This window comes from Streptomyces sp. NPDC126503, assembly GCF_040302405.1.
Taxonomy (GTDB): domain Bacteria; phylum Actinomycetota; class Actinomycetes; order Streptomycetales; family Streptomycetaceae; genus Streptomyces; species Streptomyces gulbargensis.
Genome location: NZ_JBEORS010000011.1, coordinates 105,248 through 123,544, shown reverse-complemented (window position 1 = coordinate 123,544; position 18,297 = coordinate 105,248). Strand labels below are relative to the sequence as shown.

11 protein-coding genes are annotated in these 18,297 nt (G+C 73.8%); 5 read left to right on the top strand and 6 right to left on the bottom strand.

The features are described from left to right. Window positions 1-103: 103 nt before the first annotated feature. Complete coding sequence (locus tag ABTY40_RS17035) at window positions 104-1,132, top strand: LacI family DNA-binding transcriptional regulator (RefSeq protein WP_352060229.1); 1,029 nt, start codon at window positions 104-106, stop codon at window positions 1,130-1,132. Here the strand turns inward: ABTY40_RS17035 and ABTY40_RS17030 are convergent. From ABTY40_RS17030 to ABTY40_RS17010, 5 genes are read right to left on the bottom strand one after another with little or no spacing between them, the layout of a single operon-like run. Further along, a complete protein-coding gene (locus ABTY40_RS17030; RefSeq protein WP_352060228.1) occupies window positions 1,077-3,368 on the bottom strand; it encodes a glycosyl hydrolase family 95 catalytic domain-containing protein in 2,292 nt (763 codons plus the stop codon). The genes ABTY40_RS17035 and ABTY40_RS17030 overlap by 56 nt on opposite strands. Then, entirely contained in the window at window positions 3,365-5,356 is a 1,992-nt protein-coding gene (locus ABTY40_RS17025; RefSeq protein ID WP_352060227.1) for a beta-galactosidase, read from the bottom strand. Before ABTY40_RS17025 ends, ABTY40_RS17030 begins: the two co-directional genes overlap by 4 nt. A gap of 34 nt (window positions 5,357-5,390) precedes the next feature. Further along, window positions 5,391-6,308 (bottom strand): carbohydrate ABC transporter permease, encoded by a 918-nt coding sequence (locus tag ABTY40_RS17020; RefSeq protein WP_352060226.1) that lies wholly within the window; start codon window positions 6,306-6,308, stop codon window positions 5,391-5,393. Continuing rightward, window positions 6,305-7,354, bottom strand: a complete 1,050-nt coding sequence (locus ABTY40_RS17015) for an ABC transporter permease (protein WP_502990600.1) — start codon at window positions 7,352-7,354, stop codon at window positions 6,305-6,307. The genes ABTY40_RS17020 and ABTY40_RS17015 overlap by 4 nt, the downstream gene beginning before the upstream one ends. Window positions 7,355-7,356: 2 nt before the next feature. After that, window positions 7,357-9,057: an extracellular solute-binding protein gene (locus ABTY40_RS17010; RefSeq protein WP_352060225.1), complete on the bottom strand. Its 1,701-nt coding sequence runs from the start codon at window positions 9,055-9,057 to the stop codon at window positions 7,357-7,359. A 362-nt stretch (window positions 9,058-9,419) separates the two neighbouring features. On the opposite strand from ABTY40_RS17010, the gene ABTY40_RS17005 reads away from it, so the two are divergent. Continuing rightward, window positions 9,420-12,296 carry a glycoside hydrolase family 3 C-terminal domain-containing protein gene (locus tag ABTY40_RS17005; protein ID WP_352060224.1) on the top strand — a complete coding sequence of 959 codons (2,877 nt, stop codon included), beginning with the start codon at window positions 9,420-9,422 and terminating at the stop codon, window positions 12,294-12,296. 79 nt (window positions 12,297-12,375) lie between these two features. On the opposite strand, the gene yicI is transcribed toward ABTY40_RS17005, so the two are convergent. Next, complete coding sequence (gene yicI / locus ABTY40_RS17000; RefSeq protein ID WP_352060223.1) at window positions 12,376-14,619, bottom strand: alpha-xylosidase; 2,244 nt, start codon at window positions 14,617-14,619, stop codon at window positions 12,376-12,378. A gap of 317 nt (window positions 14,620-14,936) precedes the next feature. Here yicI and ABTY40_RS16995 point away from each other — a divergent pair, with 317 nt between their 5' ends. Genes ABTY40_RS16995 through araD form a run of 3 tightly spaced genes read left to right on the top strand, consistent with a single transcriptional unit; the run spans window position 14,937 to window position 18,210 of the window. Beyond that, window positions 14,937-15,587, top strand: coding sequence for a GntR family transcriptional regulator (locus tag ABTY40_RS16995; protein WP_352060222.1), 651 nt, complete (start codon window positions 14,937-14,939; stop codon window positions 15,585-15,587). Between the two features lie 2 nt (window positions 15,588-15,589). After that, the gene (locus ABTY40_RS16990) at window positions 15,590-16,492 is read left to right on the top strand and encodes a dihydrodipicolinate synthase family protein (protein ID WP_352060221.1); all 903 of its coding nucleotides are present in this window, start codon (window positions 15,590-15,592) and stop codon (window positions 16,490-16,492) included. Beyond that, on the top strand, window positions 16,489-18,210 hold the full coding sequence (gene araD, locus ABTY40_RS16985; protein WP_352060220.1) for an L-arabinonate dehydratase: 1,722 nt from the start codon (window positions 16,489-16,491) through the stop codon (window positions 18,208-18,210). Before ABTY40_RS16990 ends, araD begins: the two co-directional genes overlap by 4 nt. The last annotated feature ends 87 nt before the right edge of the window (window positions 18,211-18,297 follow it).

Sequence of the window (18,297 nt, the reverse complement as noted above, 5' to 3'; positions counted from 1 at the left end):
ACACGTCAAACACGGTCGGGTTACCGTCGCGTGGGTCGCCACCGCGCTCGCTCGACACCTTCGTCGAAGCGTTTCACCCCCACACGGGCCCACGGGAGAACGGATGGTCACGCTCGCCGAGGTCGCCCGGCACGCCGGAGTGTCGGCCAGCACGGTGAGCTACGTCCTCAGCGGGAAGCGCCCGATCTCCGACGGCACCCGGCAGCGGGTCCGGGCCAGCATCGAACAGCTCGGCTACCAGCCGCACGCGGGCGCCCGCGCCCTCGCCAGCAGCCGTTCCCGGATCATCGCGCTCATGGTGCCCCTGCGCACCGACATGTACGTGCCGGTGATGCTGGACATCGCGGTCGCCGTCGCCACCACCGCCCGTGTCCACGGCTACGACGTCCTGCTCCTCACCGGCGAGGAGGGTCCCTCCGCGCTGCGCCGGGTCACCGGCAGCGGGCTGGCGGAGGCGGTGATCCTCATGGACGTGCAGCTCCACGACGAGCGGCTCGCCGTGCTGCGGACGGCGGGGCCGCCGGCCGTCCTCGTGGGGCTGCCCGCCGACCCGGCGGGACTCAGCTGCGTGGACCTCGACTTCGCGGCGGCCGGCGCCCTGTGCGTGGACCACCTGGCCGCCCTCGGCCACCGGGAGATCGCCGTGGTCGGCGAGGCCCCCGGCGTGTACGCCCGGCACACCGGCTTCGCCGAGCGCACCCTGCGCGGCCTGCGGGAGCGGGCGGAGCGGCTCGGTGTGGGTCTGCTGCACCGGGCGTGCGAGGGGAGCCACGACGCCGTGGCCGGGGTGCTGGCCCGCATCCTGGACGAACGGCCGGGGGTCAGCGCCTTCGTCGTGCAGAACGAGACGGCGCTCGAGCCGCTCCTCGCCCTGCTCCGCCGCACCGGCCGGGCCGTGCCCGAGGACGTGTCGGTGGTGGCGGTCTGTCCGGAGGCGGTCGCCGCGCAGGCCTCCGTACCGCTCACCTCGGTGGCCATCCCGGCGCAGGAACTCGGCCGGCGGGCGGTGGAGCGGCTCGTCGCCCGGCTCGCGGACCCCGTGGCGCGGGCGGGGGCCGAGCTGCTCCCTCCGGTCCTCACCGTGCGGGAGAGTTCGGGCCCGCCTCCGCGGCGGCGTCCGGCCGGCCGGTGACGGCGGGCGCCGGTCCCTCGACGACCGCGTCCTCGCCCGCGCGCAGCTCCAGCGTGCGGGTGCCGCCGGGGTGCCGGAGGGTGACGGCGGCGTCGCGGGCGGGACGTACGACGGCCCGGTGGCCGGCCGGGGACCAGCTGAGGTCGACGCGGGCGCCGAACCGGGTCCGTACGCCGGTGACGCGGCCCGCCGGCCAGTGGTCGGGCACGGCGGGCAGCAGGACGAGCCGGTCGGGGCGGGACCGGACGAGTGCCTCCAGGACGAGGGCGGGCAGGGCGTGGGCGGCGTCGGCGTTGTAGACGTTCCGGCCCGGGTAGTGGGCGCTCATGAGCGAGTGGTGGAAGTAGTCGCCGGTGAGCACCCGGGTGAGCGCCTCCGCGGTGCGGTGGGCGTCGCCCAGGCGGGCGGCGACGAGGCCGTGGTGGAGGTGGCCGTGGGCGGAGCCGTTCTCGCTGCCGCGCAGGGCGAGGGCCCGCAGGGCGGCGCGGGCGAGCCCGGGGGTGTCCTGCGGGTCGATCTCGTCCAGCGGCCACACCGGGTAGAGATGGCTGAGGTGCCGGTGGTCGTAGCGGTCGCCGAGACCGGGCCGGGCCCATTCGGCGAGCGCCCCGTCCTCGTTGACCCGGTAGGGGGGCAGCCGGTCGGCGAGGGCGCGCAGGCGGCCGGCGTCGGCGGGTGGGAGCCGGTCGGCGGCGGCGCGCAGGGCGTGCCGGGCGGCGGCGAGGTCCATGGTGGCGTTGACCGCGCCCCAGCTTCCGCCGCGCGGGCGGTTCTCCGGGGAGTAGGAGGGGACCACCACCAGTCGGCCGTCGGGTTCGGTGCGGGTGAGGAAGTCCTCGTAGAAAGCGGCCAGTTCGGCGAGGATCCCGGTGAGCCACGGGTCGCGCCGGCCGTCGGCCTCCTCCTGGTCGAGCAGGGGTTTGAGCAGCCAGTCCGCGCCCGCCGTCCACAGGTGGAGGGGGTAGGCGCGGCTGAAGTGGTAGGTGTGCCCGCACACGCCGTCGGTGTGGGAGGGGGCGACGATGCCCCGGGCGCCGAAGATCGCCCGCGCGTTGTCCCGCCAGTGGTCCAGCTGGCCCCGGATCAGGGCGGCCTGGGCCCGTGTCACCTCGGGCAGGTCCGCGGCGACGGCGGAGGCGGTCTGGAGGTTGAGGTTGGCGTTGGTGGTGAAGGCGCCGGACCAGGCGGTGTCCCAGTCGCCGGTCCACAGTCCGGTGAGCCGGGGCGGGAGCATGCCGGAGGAGCAGAGCAGGTGGTGCCGGCCGGCGGCGAAGAGGCGTTCGAGGAGGGCGGGGCTGCGGGGGCGGCGCAGGAGCGCGGAGCCGGGCAGTGCCCGTTCGGCCGGGTCGGCGCGGAGGTCGAGGACGACGCGCCGGTAGGCGGGGCGGTGCAGGGCGGTGTGGCGGGCGAGCAGCCGCGCGTACAGCGCGGCGGGCCCGGGTGAGCGGCGCCCCCGGCCCGCGGTGACGAGCAGGGCGCGCAGGGCGTCGGCCTCGGTCTCCGGGTCGAGCTCTCCCGCGTGGCGGCGGACCCGGGTGAGCAGCAGCAGACGGCCGGCGCCCTCGACGCGTACGCCCCGGGCGGTGAGGGTGGTGCGGCCGGAGTCGGTGCGGAGCAGGGTGACGCCGGTGTAGCCGAGCGGGCTGTCGGGGTAGCGGATCCGCAGGGTCAGCACGGTCTCGCCGGCGGAGCAGGCGGTGCCGCGTGCCACGCCGGCCGCGGCGGGGGCGCCGGGCAGCCGCTCGTCGAGGGTGATCTCGGCGGTGGGGCCGGGGGCGGTGACGTACTGGACGAGGACGTCGTCGGCGCGGGAGACGAAGACCTCGGCGCGGCGTGCGCCGGAGACCGAGGCGACGAGGCCGGTGGTGAAGTCGACGGACCGCCGGACGGGGGCGGCGGGGTGGCCCGGCGGGCGCCGGATCCGGGTCTGGAAGGCGGGGTGGAAGGGCGCGACCCACCGCAGGGGGCGGCCGTCGGTGAAGTGCTCGGCGGCGGTCGTGTCCCCCGCGAGGAGGGCGTCCTGGAGGGCGGGGAACGCGGCGGCGAGCCGGGGCGGGTCGGTGTCGCCGGGGGCGTGGTGGGGCCGTACGAGCGTGTGGTGGGTGACGATCACCCGGTCGTCGGCGGGGTCGCCGTGGACCAGCGCGCCGTGGCGGCCGTTGCCGGTGAGGTAGGCGTCCTCCCAGCGGGCGGCGGGCGCCGGTTCCCAGGTGCCGTGGACGGGGCCGCGGGTCACGGTGCGGCCTCCAGGACGGCGGCGGCGAACCGGTCGAGGCGGACGGCCCTCTCGGCGCGCTCGCCCGTGAGCAGGTCGCGGTGGGGACCGGGCAGGGGGACGGTGACGGGTTCGCTGCCGTGGTGGAGGAGGAAGAGGAGGTCGCCGCGGCGGACGGCCTCGACGCCCGGGGGCAGGTCGTCCAGGACCGGGCGGACACCGGCCCCGGCGGCGACCGCGGCGAGCAGGGCGCTCAGGGCGGCGGGTTCGGGGAGGGTGGAGAGGTAGTGGGCGCGGCCCCGGCGCAGGACGGCGGGCAGGCCGTCGAGCGCACCGCCCCGGTAGGCGGCGAGGATCTCGGTGCCGGGGGCCGGGGTGAGCTCCTCGGACCAGAGGGTGCCGTGGAAGGAGCCGCAGTCGGCGCGTTCGTCCGCGTCGAGCGGCCACCACTCCTGGAGGAGATCGATGCCGAGGAGGTCGCGGAGGCGTGCGTCCATGCCTCCGGGGCGGACCCGGTCGTCCTGGTCGGCGACGCCGGTGAGGAACCCGCAGACGAGGGTGCCGCCCGAGCGGACGTACCCGGTGAGGTTCTCGATCGCGGCGTCGTCGAGCAGGTACAGGTGGGGGACGGCGACGAGCCGGTGGGCGCCGAGGTCGTGGTGCGGGTGCGCGAAGGAGACCGGCAGGTGGGCGTCGAAGAGGGCCCGGTGCCAGGCCCGGACGATCGCCGCGTGGTCGACGTGGCGGGACAGGGCCCCGTCCTGGGCGCCGGCCCACCAGGAGTGCCAGTCGTGGAGGAGGGCGACCTCGGTGGTGAGGCGGGTGCCGGCGACGCGGGGCGCGATCCGGGCCAGGTCCTCGCCGATGCGGACGGTCTCGCGGAACACCCGGCCGCGTTCCCCGGCGTGGCCGAGCATCCCGGAGTGGAACTTCTCGGCGCCCTGGCGGGACTGGCGCCACTGGAAGTAGCAGACGGCGTCGGCGCCCCGGGCGACGGCCTGGAGGGCCCAGAGCCGGTTGAGCCCCGGCGGTTTGGGGTGGTTGACACTCCGCCAGTTGACGGCGCCCGCCGCTTGTTCCATCACCATCCAGGGGGCGCCGCCGGCCTCGGAGCGGGTGAGGTCGGCGATCATCGCGTTGTACTGGCCGCCCCCGGGGTCGCGGGGGTCGGGGTAGACGTCGACGGAGACGACGTCCTCCTCCGCCGCCCAGGCCCAGCCGTCCTGGCCGGACCAGAGCGGCATGAAGTTGGTGGTGACCGGCAGGCGCGGGGTGTGGCGGCGGACGATGTCGCGTTCGGCGCGGTAGCACTCCAGGAGCAGGTCGGAGGTGTAGCGCCGGAAGTCGAGGACCTGCCCGGGGTTCTTCATGTAGTGGGCGCGGCGCGGGGGCAGGACCTCCTCCCAGGCGCCGTACCGCTGGCTCCAGAAGTCCGTGCCCCAGGCGGTGTTGAGGGCGTCGAGGGTGCCGTACCGATCGCGGAGCCAGCGGCGGAAGGTACGGGCGGCCTCGTCGCCCCAGTCGTACGTGCAGTACTCGTTGTTGATGTGCCACATGGTGAGCGCCGGGTGGCGGGCGTAACGGGCGGCGAGGTCCTCGGTGATCGCGGCGGCGTACCGCCGGTAGGCCTCGCTGGAGTGGGAGAAGTGCTGGCGCGAACCCCACCATTCGGTCCTGCCGTCCTCGTCGCGGGGCAGCGTCTCGGGATGGAGGCGGCCCAGCCAGGCGGGCGGCGCGGAGGTGGGGGTGGCGAGGACGACACCGATGCCGTGGTCGTGGGTCAGGTCCATGAGCCGGTCGAGCCAGCCGAACTCCCGCGCACCGGGCTCCGGTTCGAGGCGGGACCAGGAGAACACGCCCAGGGTGACGGAGGTGACGCGGGCGCGGCGCATCAGGGCCAGGTCCTCGGCCCAGGTGTCCTCGGGCCACTGTTCGGGGTTCCAGTCGCCGCCGTACAGGAGCCGGGGCGGGCGGCCGGGCGGGCGGGTCAGGTCGTCGAGGCTCGGCATGGGACTCTTCCGGTAGGCGGGGGCGGGGCACCGGTCAGCCCTTGACGGCGCCGGTGAGCATGCCTTTCTTGAAGTGCTTCTGGACGAAGGGCGAGAGGACGGCCACGGGCAGCAGGGCGAGGACCATGACGGCCATCTGGACGGCGAGTCCGGAGAGGTTGCCGGCCTTGACGGCCTGGCCGAGGCCGACGGGGATCTCCTGCTTCTGCGCGAGCTGGATGAGCACGTTCTGCAGCGGCATCATGTTCTGGTCGCTGAGGTAGAGGGAGGCGTTGAACCAGGCGCTCCAGTAGCCGACGGCGTAGAAGAGGGTGATGACGGCGATCACCGCCCGCGACAGCGGCAGCACGATCTTCAGGAGGATCCGCAGGTCTCCGGCCCCGTCGATGCGGGCGCTGTCGATGAGTTCGGGCGAGATGTTCATGAAGAAGCCGCGCAGGACGAGGATGTTGAAGACGCTGACGGCGCTCGGCAGGATCAGCGACAGGTAGCTGTCGGTGAGCCCCAGGCTCTGTACCAGGAGGTACGTGGGGATGAGGCCGGCGCCGAAGAACATCGTGGCCATCAGGGTGAAGAGGATGACGCGGTGGCCCAGTGAGCCGGGGCGGGAGAGGCCGTAGGCGCAGAGCACCGAGACGGTCATGGAGAAGAGGGTGCCGGTCAGGGTGACGAGGACGCTGACGACGGCGGCGCGGGTGACCTGGCCGCCGCTGAGGAGTTCCTGGTAGGCGATGAAGGTGATGTCCCGGGGGACGACGACCAGTCCGCCGGCCTCGGTGATCGTCCGCTTCGAGGAGAGGCTGGTGACGACGACGATCCACAGGGGAAAGAGGACCGCGAGACAGGCGAGGACGAGGACGGCGCCCTTGGCGGCGAGTCCCGCCCGGCCGGGGGGCTCCTCCCAGACGGGCCGGGCCGGCGCGGTCCGGCGCGGCGTGCGGTGCCGGTTCACCTGCGGTACACCCCCTGCTCGCCCATCAGGTGGGCGACCTTGTTGGCCGAGAGCACGAGCACGAGGCCGACGACTCCCTTGATGAGTCCGGCGGCCGCCGCGTAACTGAAGTCCTGGCTGCGCAGGCCGGTCCACCAGACGAAGGTGTCGAGGACCTCGGCCGCTCCCGGACCGACGGCGTCGCGCTGGAGCAGCAGCTGCTCGAAGCCGACGGTGAGCGCGTCCCCGACGCGCAGCACGAGCAGCAGCGCGATGACGGGCCGCAGCGCCGGCAGGGTGACGTGCCACATGCGGCGCCACCGGCCGGCGCCGTCCATGGCGGCGGCCTCGTAGAGGTCCTGGTCGACGGCGGCGAGGGCCGCGAGGAAGACGATGACGCCCCAGCCGGCGTCCTTCCAGATGCCCTCGGCGGTGACGAGCAGCGGGAAGACGTCCGGGTCGGTCATGAGGTCGAAGCCCTCGTGGCCGTACTCCCGGAGGGTCTGGGCGATGACGCCGGCGCCGCCGAGGATCTGCTGGAAGACGGTGATGACCAGGACCCAGGAGAAGAAGTGCGGCAGGTAGAGGACGGCCTGCACGAAGGCCCGGACCCCGGGTCGCAGCACGCTGTTGACGAGCAGGGCGAGCACGATGGGCACCGGGAAGTAGAGCACCAGCTGAAGGAGGAAGAGGACGAGGGTGTTCCCGACCGCGTGCCGGAACGCCGGGTCGGCGAGGACGCGTTCGAACTGGGCGAGGCCGACCCAGGGGCTCTCCAGCATGGCGGTGACGCCGTGGGTGGAGACGTAGGGGTCGTAGTCCTGGAAGGCGATGACGTTGCCGAGGACGGGGACGTAGTGGAAGACCAGGACCAGCGCGAGGGCGGGCGCGGTCATCAGGAGGAGCGTCCGGTCGCGCCGCAGCCGCCGGCCGAGCGGGATCCTGGCGCGCCGGGCCGTGGCGTCCGCGGAGGACCGGCGGACCGGTGCCGGGCGGGGGGCCGGCGCGGGGCGCTCGGGCCGCGCGCGCCGCTGGTCGCGCCCGTCGTCTTCGCCGTACGTGCTCACCGTCAGCTCGCCGCGGAGCCGGTGTCGTCGAGGAGCTTCTTGTACCAGTCGCGGAGCTGGTCCCCGCCCTTGGTCCGCCACTCGGAGACGGCCTGCTGCATGTCGGCGATCTTCCTGCGGCCCCGGACGACGTCCTTCTCCAGCTGCTCGAAGTCGTTCATGAGGCCGGTCCACCGGGCGGGTTCGGCCACGGTGAGGCCGTAGAAGGACGACTTGCGGGTGAAGGCGCCCATGCGCTGCTGCCACTCGACCTGGCCGCGGGTGACCTCGGGGGTGTCGGGGTGGGCCAGGTAGGGCGCCGGGCTCGCGAGGAACATCCAGGAGCTGCCGACCTCCAGGTTGCCCTGGTCGGTCTTGACCGGCAGGCCGTTCCTGACCGTGTGGTGGACGCCCTCGACGCCGTAGTCGGTGAGCATCCGCTCCTTGGTGCCGTACGGGGCGGCCGTGAAGTCGGCCATCGCGAGGACGTCCTCGATCACCGTCCTCGGGCTGCCCTTCTTCACGAAGGCCCAGATGTTGGCGGGGTTGGTGGCCCACAGCTCGGGCGGGCCGCCGGCGTGGCCCGGGATGTCCATGGCCGCCATGGCGAACCGCGGGTTCTGCGCGGCCTGTTCGACGGTCTTGCCGTACCAGTGGGAGAGGTCGTTGTTGTAGACGAGGCACTGGCCGGAGGTGAAGCGGAGACTGGTGTCCCCCTGGTTCTGCGCCTTCTCGTCGGGGTGGACGACACCGGCCTCGTAGAGCTTGCGGGACCACTCCAGGGCTTCGAGGTACCCGGGGGTCTCGATGCGGTTGGTCATCCTGCCGTCGACGAGGTGCCAGCCGAGGGCCTTGTCGCTGCCGGACAGCACGCCGAACATGCTGAACGCCGTCCACGTCATGTCACCGCAGGCCCAGACCTTCGCCCGGGCGCTGGTCATCTCCCTGGCGAGGGCCAGGAACTCGTCGGCGCTGCGCGGCGGTCGCCAGCCCTTGGCGTCGAAGACGTCCTTGCGGTAGAAGGGCGCGATGTTGGTGACGTACGAGGCGGGCATCGGGAGGCCGCGGAGCCGGCCGCCGAAGAGGGACCGCCGCCAGGCGTCGGTGGGGACGGCCGCGAGGTTGGGGTAGGCCTTGACCTTGTCGCCGGAGAGGTACGGCCCGAGGTCCTCGAACTTGGCACCGATCGCGCTCGGGATCTTTCCGCCCAGGTTCCAGCCGGGCACGACGACCACGTCGGGGATGTCGCTGGAGGCGAGGACGGCGCCGAGCTTCTGGTCGTAGACGTTGCCGTCCTGGTTCTGCCAGGTCGCGCGGACCCCAATGGCCTCGTTCATGGCCCGGTAGTACGGGTTGTCCGGGCCGGGCGGGGTGCCCCAGAAGGGGGCCATGACCGTCAGGGCGCTGCCCTGGCCCTTCTTCGCCCCGACGGAGGCCTTGAGGGCGCTGCTCGGCAGGGCGCGGGTGAAACCGGCGGCGGAGCCGTTCCTCGGGGCGATGTCGGGGGCGACGACGGTGCTGGGCACGTGGGCGGGCAGGAGCTTCGCCGCGTCCTTGCCGCTGGTGGTGCCGTCCTTCTTCCCGGTGTCCCCGCCGCCGCCGCAGGCGGTGAGCAGCGGGATGCCGCCGGCCGTCGCGACGGCGGCGACGGCGGTGGAGGCGAGGAAGCCCCTTCGGCTCGGGGTGGTTCTCCGGGAGCCCGTGGAGACGGCGTTCGGCGTCATTGCGTCAACCCTTCATGGCACGCGCCAGGACACGCGGCGTCCTTTCGGAGCGCCGGCCGGCTGCGGTGGTGGAGGTGGTGCGGGCGGGACGGAGCCCCGGGCGCTGCGACAACCGAAGTCGAAGCGCTTCGATATTGCTGCGAGGTTAGGTGAACGTCACAGACGCGGCAAGAGTCGCTCCCGAGAATGTCAGGCCCGCGAAGCCCGCCCCGCATCCTCATGTACGCGGCGGTGTACGGCACATGAGACGCCCCCACGCCTTGACATGGGTAACACGCCGGTCGAGCATCGAAGCGCTTCGAAACGGTCGGGTTCCCCGGCCTCCGCCGCCCCCGCCGCCCCGCCGCCCAAGGGATTCGCACGTGACCGCAGACCGGCCGCCCTTCCGTGATCCGGCCCTCCCCGTCCCCCGCCGCGTCGACGACCTCCTCGGGCGGCTCACCCCCGGGGAACGCCTCGCGCTGCTCCACCAGTTCGCGCCCGCCGTCGAGCGGCTGGGCCTCGCCGCCTTCCGCACCGGCCAGGAGGCCCTCCACGGTGTGGCCTGGATGGGCCCCGCGACCGTCTTCCCGCAGGCCGTGGGCCTCGGCGCGAGCTGGCACCCCGAGCTGGTGCGCCGGGTCGGCGAGGCGGTCTCCCGCGAGGCCCGGGCCATGCGTGCCGAGGACGACCGGGTCGGGCTCAACGTGTGGGCGCCGACCGTCAACCTGCTGCGCAACCCGCTGTGGGGGCGGGGCGAGGAGGGCTACTCCGAGGACCCGCTGCTGACCTCCGCGATCGCCACCGCGTTCACCCGGGGCCTGCGCGGCGACCACCCCCTCTACTGGCGCACCGCGCCGGTCCTCAAGCACTGGCTCGCCCACAACAACGAGGCGGCACGGGACACCTCCTCGGCGTCCGTACGGCCGCGCGTGCTGCGCGAGTACGACCTCCGGGCCTTCCGCGGCCCCGTGGAGGCGGGTGCGGTGGCCGGCGTCATGCCCGCGTACAACCTGGTCAACGGACGGCCCAACCACCTCTCCCCCCACCTGGAGACCGAGCTGCGGAGCTGGACGGACCAGGAGCTGCTGGTCTGTTCCGACGCGGGCGCGCCGTCCAACCTGGCCGGCTCGCAGGGCTACTTCCCGAGCCACGAGGAGGCGGTGGCGGCCGCGCTGCGCGCCGGGGTCGACTCCTTCACCGATCACGGCACGGATCCCTCGGTCGTCCTCGGCCGCCTGCGCCGCGCCCTGGAGCGGGGGCTGATCGGTCAGGAGGACGTGGACCGGGCGGTACGGCGGCAGCTGACCGTCCGCTTCCTGCTGGGCGAGTTCGACCCGGAGCTCGATCCGTACGCGGGCGAGGACCGGTTCGACACGCCCGAACACCGGCAGCTGGCCCGCGAGGCCGCCGAGGCCGCGATCGTCCTGCTCCGCAACGAGCCGCTGGGCGGCGGCGCCTCCCCGGAGGGCGGGCGTCCGCTGCTGCCGCTGGGCGAGGCGGCCGGCCGGATCGCGGTCGTCGGCCTGCTCGGCGACGCCAACAAGCTGGACTGGTACAGCGGTTCCCTCCTCCACCGCTCCTCCCCCCTGGACGGTCTGCGGGAGCGGTTCGGCGCGCACCGGGTGGACTTCGCCGAGGGTGTCGACCGAATCCGGCTGCGGACCGCCTCCGGCGACGTGCTGCGGGTCCCGGAGACGGGGCCGCGGGACGGGCCGCGCGACGCGGAGGCGGCGCTCGACCCCGCCCTCGTGGCGGGCCGCACCGACCTCCCGCCGCTCACGGCCGACGCCACCGGATCCGTCCTCGACCTGGTCGACTGGGGCGACGGGGTGCTGACCCTGCGGGCGCCCGGAGGCCGGTATCTGTCGGTCGCCGGGGACGGGTTCGTACGCGCCTCGGCGGACGAACCCGGCGGCTGGGTCGTCCAGGAGACGTTCCGGCTCGAAGCCCATGACGGCGGGCACCTCCTTCTGCACCTCGGGACGGGCGGCTACGTCTCTGTCGCCGCCGGCGGCGTGAAGGTTGCCGCCGGGCGGGCATCGGCCGAGGTGTTCACCGTCGAGACGGTCGAGCGCGGCGAGGAGGCGGTGGCCCGGGCCGCCGCGGGCGCGGACACCGTGGTCGTGGTCGCGGGCAACGACCCGCACATCGGCGGCCGGGAGACCGAGGACCGCACGACGCTGGCGCTCCCTTCGCACCAGGAGCGGTTGTGGCGGGCCGCGCACGCCGTCAACCCGCGTACCGTCCTCGTCCTGGTCTCGTCCTACCCGTACGCGGTGCCGGAGGCGGCCGCCTCCCTGCCCGCCCTGCTGTGGACGGCCCACGGCGGCCAGGCGGCGGGCACGGCGCTCGCCCGCGTCCTCGCCGGGGACGTCTCCCCCGCCGGCCGGCTGCCGCAGACCTGGTACGCCTCGGACGCGGACCTGCCGGGGATGCTCGACTACGACGTGATCGGCGGGCGGCAGACGTACCTGTACTTCGACGGCACGCCCCTCTTCCCGTTCGGGCACGGCCTGTCGTACACGACCTTCGGCTACGAGGCGCTGACGGCGGCGGTCGACGGGCGGGCGCTCCGGATCTCCTGCGCGGTCACCAACACCGGTGCCGTCGCCTCCGACGAGGTGGTCCAGGTGTACGGCCGGGCGGTCGCCCCCTCCGTACCGCGCCCGCACCGCGAACTTGTCGCCCACGCACGGGTGCGCCTGGAACCCGGCGCCGGCACGGAACTGTCCTTCACGGTGCCGCTGGAGTCCCTCGGCCACTGGGACGTGGCACACGGCCGCTGGACGGTGGAGCCCGGCCCGTACGAGATCCACGCCGGCCCCTCCAGCGCGGACCTGCGGCGCACGGTCCGGATCGAGGTGGCGGGCACGGCACCGGGGCCGCGCCCGGTCCTGACGGCGGGACTGGAGGCGGCCGACTACGACGAGCAGTCCGGCACGGTGATCGTGGACCGCGCCAAGCACGCGGGCGACGCGGTGACCCCGGTCTCCCCCGGGGCCGGCGGCCGCCTGGTCCACCGTGCGTGCGACTTCGGCGACGGGGCGACGGAGGTGGCCCTCGCCGTCGCCGGCGAGGGCGAGGTCGTCCTGTCCCTCCCCGACGGCACCGTCCTGGCCCGTGTCACCGTCCCTCCGACGGGCGGCCCCTATGCCTACCGCACGCTCGGCGCCCCGATCGCCCTCCGGGACGTGGTGGACCTCCACACCGAACTCCGCGGCCCGCTGCGCCTGGCGCATTTCACCTTCGCGGGCTGAGGACTCCTCGCCGGGGGCGCGCGGAGGCCGGGCACCCACGGCCTGCGGACGCCCCGGGAAGGCCGGCGGGGTTCGCCCCTCAGCCGTCCACGCCTCCCTTCCCCAGGGTCCGCACGGTGTACGGCCGGGAGGAGCCCGTCGCCGTCGCCCGAGGGCCCCCCGGGGTGTGCGTGACCGTGTAGGAGGCGGCGGGGGCTCCGCGGTGGTCCGGGACCGTGACGGTGACGGTGGTGCCGGGGGGTGCGCCCGGGGCGGTGAGGAGGGTGAGGCCGGTGAGCCAGTCGCCGTCCGGGCGGTCGGTGTCGGCGGCGAGGGGGAGGACGGCGCCGGGGCGGACGTACAGGGGGAGGCTGTCCAGGGGGTGGGTCTCGTGCCGCCAGGCGGGGCCGGTGACCGTCTCGCCGGTGAGGAGGTGGGTCCAGTCGCCCGCCGGGAGGTAGACCTCGACAGCGCCGCCGGGGGCGAGGACGGGGGCGACGAGCAGGTCGGGGCCGAGCATGTACTGGCGGTCCAGGGTGCGGCAGGCCGGGTCGTCGGGGAATTCCAGGAGCATCGGCCGCATGACGGGGACGCCGGTGGTGTGGGCCTCGGCCGCCGCTCCGTACAGGTAGGGCATGAGCCGGTGCTTGAGGCGGGTGAAGCGGCGGGCGACGGCGACGGCCTCCTCGCCGAACTCCCACGGGACCCGGTAGGAGTCGCTGCCGTGCAGCCGGCTGTGCGAGGAGAGCAGGCCGAAGGCGAGCCAGCGGGTGAAGACCTCGGGCTCGGGCGTGCCCTCGAAGCCGCCGATGTCGTGGCTCCAGAAGCCGAAGCCGCTCAGGGAGAGCGAGAGTCCGCCGCGCAGGGACTCGGCCATGGCCTCGAAGGAGGCCCAGCAGTCGCCGCCCCAGTGGACGGGGAAGGACTGACCGCCGGCGGTGGCGGAGCGGGCGAAGAGGACGGCCTCGCCGGGGCCGCGCTCCTTCTCCAGGAGCGCGAAGACGGTCCGGTTGTAGAGCTGGGCGTAGTAGTTGTGCATCCGCTCCGGGTCGGAACCGTCGTGCCAGACGACGTCGGTGGGGATCCGCTCGCCGAAGTCGGTCTTGAAGCAGTCGACGCCCTGGGCGAGCAGGGGCCGCAGACGGTCCTGGAACCACGCCCGGGCCTCGGGGTTCGTGAAGTCGACCAGCGCCATGCCGGGCTGCCACAGGTCCCACTGCCAGATGTCCCCGTTCGGGCGCCGCACGAGGAAGCCGCGGGCCGCGCCCTCCGCGAAGAGTTCCGAGCGCTGGGCGATGTACGGGTTGATCCAGAGGCCGATACGCAGGCCGCGGGCCTTGAGGCGGACGATCATGCCCTCGGGGTCCGGGAAGGTCTCCGGGTCCCAGCGGAAGTCCGACCAGTGGTACTCGCGCATCCAGAAGCAGTCGAAGTGGAAGACGGAGAGCGGGATGTCGCGTTCGGCCATGCCGTCGACGAAGGAGGTCACGGTCGCCTCGTCGTAGCGGGTGGTGAAGGAGGTGGTGAGCCAGAGACCGAAGGACCAGGGCGGGGGCAGTGCGGGGCGGCCGGTGAGGGCGGTGTAGCGGGCGAGCACCTCCTTGGGGGTGGGTCCGGCGACGACGAGGTACTCCAGGGTCTGGTCCTCGACGCTGAACTGGACCTGGCCGACTGCCTCGGAGCCGACCTCGAAGGAGACGCGGCCGGGGTGGTTGACGAAGACGCCGTAGCCGCGTGAGGAGAGGTAGAAGGGGACGTTCTTGTAGGCCTGTTCGCTGCTGGTGCCGCCGTCGGCCTGCCAGATGTCGACGCTCTGGCCGTTCTTGACGAAGGGGGTGAAGCGTTCGCCGAGGCCGTAGATCTGCTCGCCCACGCCGAGGGCCAGCTGGACGGCCATGTGGTGGGCCCCGTCGGGGGTGGTGACGAAGGCGGTGCCCTTGCGGCCGGAGGTGGTGAGCGGCCGGCCGTCGCCGTCGCCGAACTCCAGGGACCAGGGCCGGGAGCGGTCCAGGCGCAGCCGGAGCGGGCCCGAGACGAGCTCGGTGACGGGGCCTTCGGTGCGGACGGTGCCCGCGCCGGTGCCGGTGGTGGTCAGGGCGAAGTCGGGGCCGCGGTGGGACCTGCCGGCGTGGTGGGTGACGCGGACCGCGATGACGCCCTCGGCCCGCGCGGCGCACTCCACGGTCAGGAGGGCGGAGTTGAGGGTGTCGCCACGGGCGGCGACCCGTTTGACGGAGGCGTGGGCCGTGAAGCGGTCGGCTTCCGGGAGCAGATCGCGGACTTCGGTGGCGTACGAGGCGTGGACACCCTCGCGCATCAGCCAGAAGCCGTCGGTGAACTTCATGCCGGTCCTTGGGATGGGGTGGGAGGGGCCGCACGGAGGCGCCGTGCCGAACCCTCAATAGTTATCCCAGAAAACAAAACGGCGAACCAGACCTGCGGGGCGGTATCCGGCCCGGACGGGCGGCGGACCGAGGACGACCGGCCCGTGGGCGCGACACGGCCTCCCCGAGGGCCCGGCCGCGCCGGCGACCTCGGCGCCCCTTCGTAGAAAACGCTTGCGCGAAGCATTGACGAAACGTGAACGCCCCCATAGCTTCATGGCCGTTGCACTTCGTACGTCATATATGAGACGCGATACACGAGATCTGAGAGTGCTCCATGGCCTTCGCCCCCAGCCCCATCCCCTCGCGCACGCAGTACGTGCTCGAAGCGATCAAGCACGACATCCTCACCGGGGGACTCAGACCCGGCCAGGCGCTCGTGGAGGCCGAACTCGCCGCGCGTTTCGGGGTGTCCAAGACACCGGTGCGCGAGGCGCTCAAGACCCTCGCGGGCAGCGGGCTGGTGGTGATGAGCCAGTACAAGGGCGTCACCGTCCGGATGGTCGACGCCGACATGGCCCGCGCCGTGTACGACGTACGGCTGCTCCTGGAGCCGGAGGCGGTCCGCCGCGCCGTCGCCTCGGGCGCCCCGCTCGACGCCGCGCACGACGCCCTGCTGCGGGCCTCCGCGGCCGAGGACCCGGCGGAACGGTCCCTGGCCAACCGGGACTTCCACCGCGCCCTCTACCTGCCCTGCGGCAATCCGCTGCTCGGCCGCATGCTCGACGAGGTGCGCGACCAGGCCGCGCTGGTCTCCACGGTCGCCTGGGCCTCCGTCCCGTCCTGGGAGCGCGAGGCCGCCGAGCACGCGGAGATCCTGCGACTCGCCTCCGCCGGCGATGTCGACGGGGCCGGCCGGGCCGTCCACGACCACATCGCCTCGTTCGTCGAACGTGCCTTCCCCGAACCTTCTGTGAACTGCGAGTGACCATGGAATCCGAAACCCTGAGGGCCGCCCTCGCCGACGTCGTGGCCATCCCGGTCACCCCGTTCGCGGCGGACGGCACGGTCGACGCCGGGGCCCACCGGGCGCTGCTGCGCCGGCTGCTCGACGGCGGTGTCCGCACCCTCACGCCGAACGGAAACACCGGCGAGTTCTACGCGCTCACCCCCGAGGAGCGCCGCGCCCTGACCGAGGCCACCGTCGAGGAGGCGGGCGAGCGCGCCGTCGTCCTGGTCGGCGTCGGCCACGACGTGCCGGCCGCCGTCGAGGCCGCCCGGCACGCCCGCGAGGCGGGCGCCCACATGGTGATGGTCCACCAGCCCGTCCACCCGTACGTCTCCGAGAGCGGCTGGGTCGCCTACCACCGGGCGATCGCCGAGGCCGTCCCGGAGCTCGGTGTCGTCCCGTACGTCCGCAACCCGGCCCTCGGCGGCGCGCGGCTCGCGGAACTCGGCGCGGCCTGCCCGAACGTGATCGGCGTGAAGTACGCCGTCCCGGACGCGGCCCGGTTCGCCGGCTTCGCCCGGGACGCGGGCCTCGACCGGTTCGTGTGGGTCGCGGGCCTCGCCGAGCCGTACGCGCCCTCCTATTTCGCGAGCGGAGCGACCGGTTTCACCTCCGGCCTGGTCAACGTCTCCCCCGCGCTCTCCCTGGAGATGCTGGGCGCCCTGCGGGCCGGTGACTACCCGACCGCCATGAAGGTCTGGGAGCGGATCCGCCGCTTCGAGGAACTGCGCGCCGCGAACGGCAACGCCGACAACGTGACCGTGGTCAAGGAGGCCCTCGCCTCCCTCGGCCTGTGCCGCCGCGACATCCGCCCGCCCAGCCGCGAACTCCCCGAGGCGGAGCGCGCCGAGGTCGCAGCGATAGCCGCGGGGTGGCCGCTGTGACGAAGAGGCCCGAGGAACTGCGCAGCCACCAGTGGTACGGCACCGACGGACTGCGCTCGTTCAGCCACCGCGCCCGGACCCGGCAGCTCGGCTACCTGCCCGAGGAGCACCTCGGCAAGCCGGTGATCGCGATCCTCAACACCTGGTCCGACATCAACCCCTGCCATGTGCACCTGCGGGACCGCGCGCAGGCCGTGAAGCGGGGGGTGTGGCAGGCCGGCGGCTTCCCGCTGGAGTTCCCGGTCTCCACCCTGTCGGAGACCTTCCAGAAGCCGACGCCCATGCTCTACCGGAACCTCCTCGCGATGGAGACGGAGGAGCTGCTGCGCTCCTACCCGGTCGACGGGGCGGTGCTGATGGGCGGCTGCGACAAGACGACCCCGGCGCTCCTCATGGGCGCGGCCTCGGTGGACCTGCCAACCGTGTTCGTGCCGGCCGGTCCGATGCTGCCGGGCCACTGGCGCGGCGAGACCCTCGGCTCGGGCACCGACATGTGGAAGTACTGGGACGAGAAGCGGGCCGGCACCATCGGCGACTGCGAGATGGCAGAGCTGGAGAACGGACTCGCCCGCTCGCCCGGTCACTGCATGACGATGGGCACGGCCTCCACGCTGACCGCCGCCGCCGAGACCCTCGGCGTGACGGTGCCGGGCGCCTCCTCGGTGCCGGCGGTCGACTCCGGGCACGACCGGATGGCCGCGGCCTCGGGGCTGCGGATCGTGGAGCTCGTACGGCAGGACCTGCGGCTCTCGCGGATCCTGACCCGGGAGGCGTACGAGGACGCGGTCGCCGCCGTCCTGGCGCTCGGCGGTTCCACCAACGCCGTCATCCACCTGATCGCGATGGCCGGGCGGTCGGGCGTGACGCTGACGCTCGACGACTTCGACCGGATCGCCCGGACCGTGCCGGTCCTGGCGAACCTGCGCCCCGGCGGGCGGTACCTGATGGAGGACTTCCACTTCGCGGGCGGCATGCCGGGCTTCCTCTCCCGGCTGACCGACGTGCTGCACCTGGACCGGCCGACGGTCTCCCACGCCACCCTGCGGGAGCAGCTCGACGGCGCCCTGGTGCACGACGCCGAGGTGATCAGGGAGCGGGACCGGCCGCTGGCGGCCGAGGGCGGGGTCGCGGTGCTGCGCGGCAACCTCTGCCCGGACGGTGCGGTCATCAAGCACATCGCGGCCGAGCCGCGGCTGCTGAAGCACACCGGTCCGGCCGTGGTCTTCGAGGACTACCGCACGATGCAGCGGACGATCGACGACCCTGCGCTCGGCATCACCGCCGACCACGTCCTGGTGCTGCGCGGCGCGGGCCCCAAGGGCGGTCCGGGCATGCCCGAGTACGGGATGCTGCCGATCCCCCGGTACCTCCTGGAGCAGGGGGTGCGGGACATGGTGCGGATCTCCGACGCCCGGATGAGCGGGACGAGTTATGGGGCCTGCGTGCTGCACGTGGCGCCCGAGTCCCATGTCGGCGGACCCCTCGCCCTCGTCCGTACGGGCGACACGATCACCCTCGACGTCGCGGCCCGCTCCCTCCACCTGCACGTGACGGACGAGGAGCTGGACCGCCGGCGGTCCGCGTGGAGTCCGCCGCCGGCCCGGTACGAGCGCGGTTACGGGGCGCTGTACATGGAGCAGATCTCCCAGGCCGACACCGGCTGCGACTTCGCGTTCCTGGCGAGGCCGGGGACCACCCCCGATCCGTACGCGGGCTGACCCGGCCCGTCACGCCGGCCGCGTCCGGTCCGGCCGCCCCACCGCGGCCCCGGAGCGGAGCGGAGCCCCTTCCGCCCGCTCCCCCGC

Excerpts from the sequence above, each read along its gene's own strand:
- ABTY40_RS17035 (WP_352060229.1), top strand. The coding sequence starts at position 104 with ATGGTCACGCTCGCCGAGGTCGCCCGGCACGCCGGAGTGTCGGCCAGC.
- ABTY40_RS17025 (WP_352060227.1), bottom strand. The coding sequence starts at position 5,356 with ATGCCGAGCCTCGACGACCTGACCCGCCCGCCCGGCCGCCCGCCCCGG.
- ABTY40_RS17010 (WP_352060225.1), bottom strand. The coding sequence starts at position 9,057 with ATGACGCCGAACGCCGTCTCCACGGGCTCCCGGAGAACCACCCCGAGC.
- yicI (WP_352060223.1), bottom strand. The coding sequence starts at position 14,619 with ATGAAGTTCACCGACGGCTTCTGGCTGATGCGCGAGGGTGTCCACGCC.
- ABTY40_RS16995 (WP_352060222.1), top strand. The coding sequence starts at position 14,937 with ATGGCCTTCGCCCCCAGCCCCATCCCCTCGCGCACGCAGTACGTGCTC.
- ABTY40_RS16990 (WP_352060221.1), top strand. The coding sequence starts at position 15,590 with ATGGAATCCGAAACCCTGAGGGCCGCCCTCGCCGACGTCGTGGCCATC.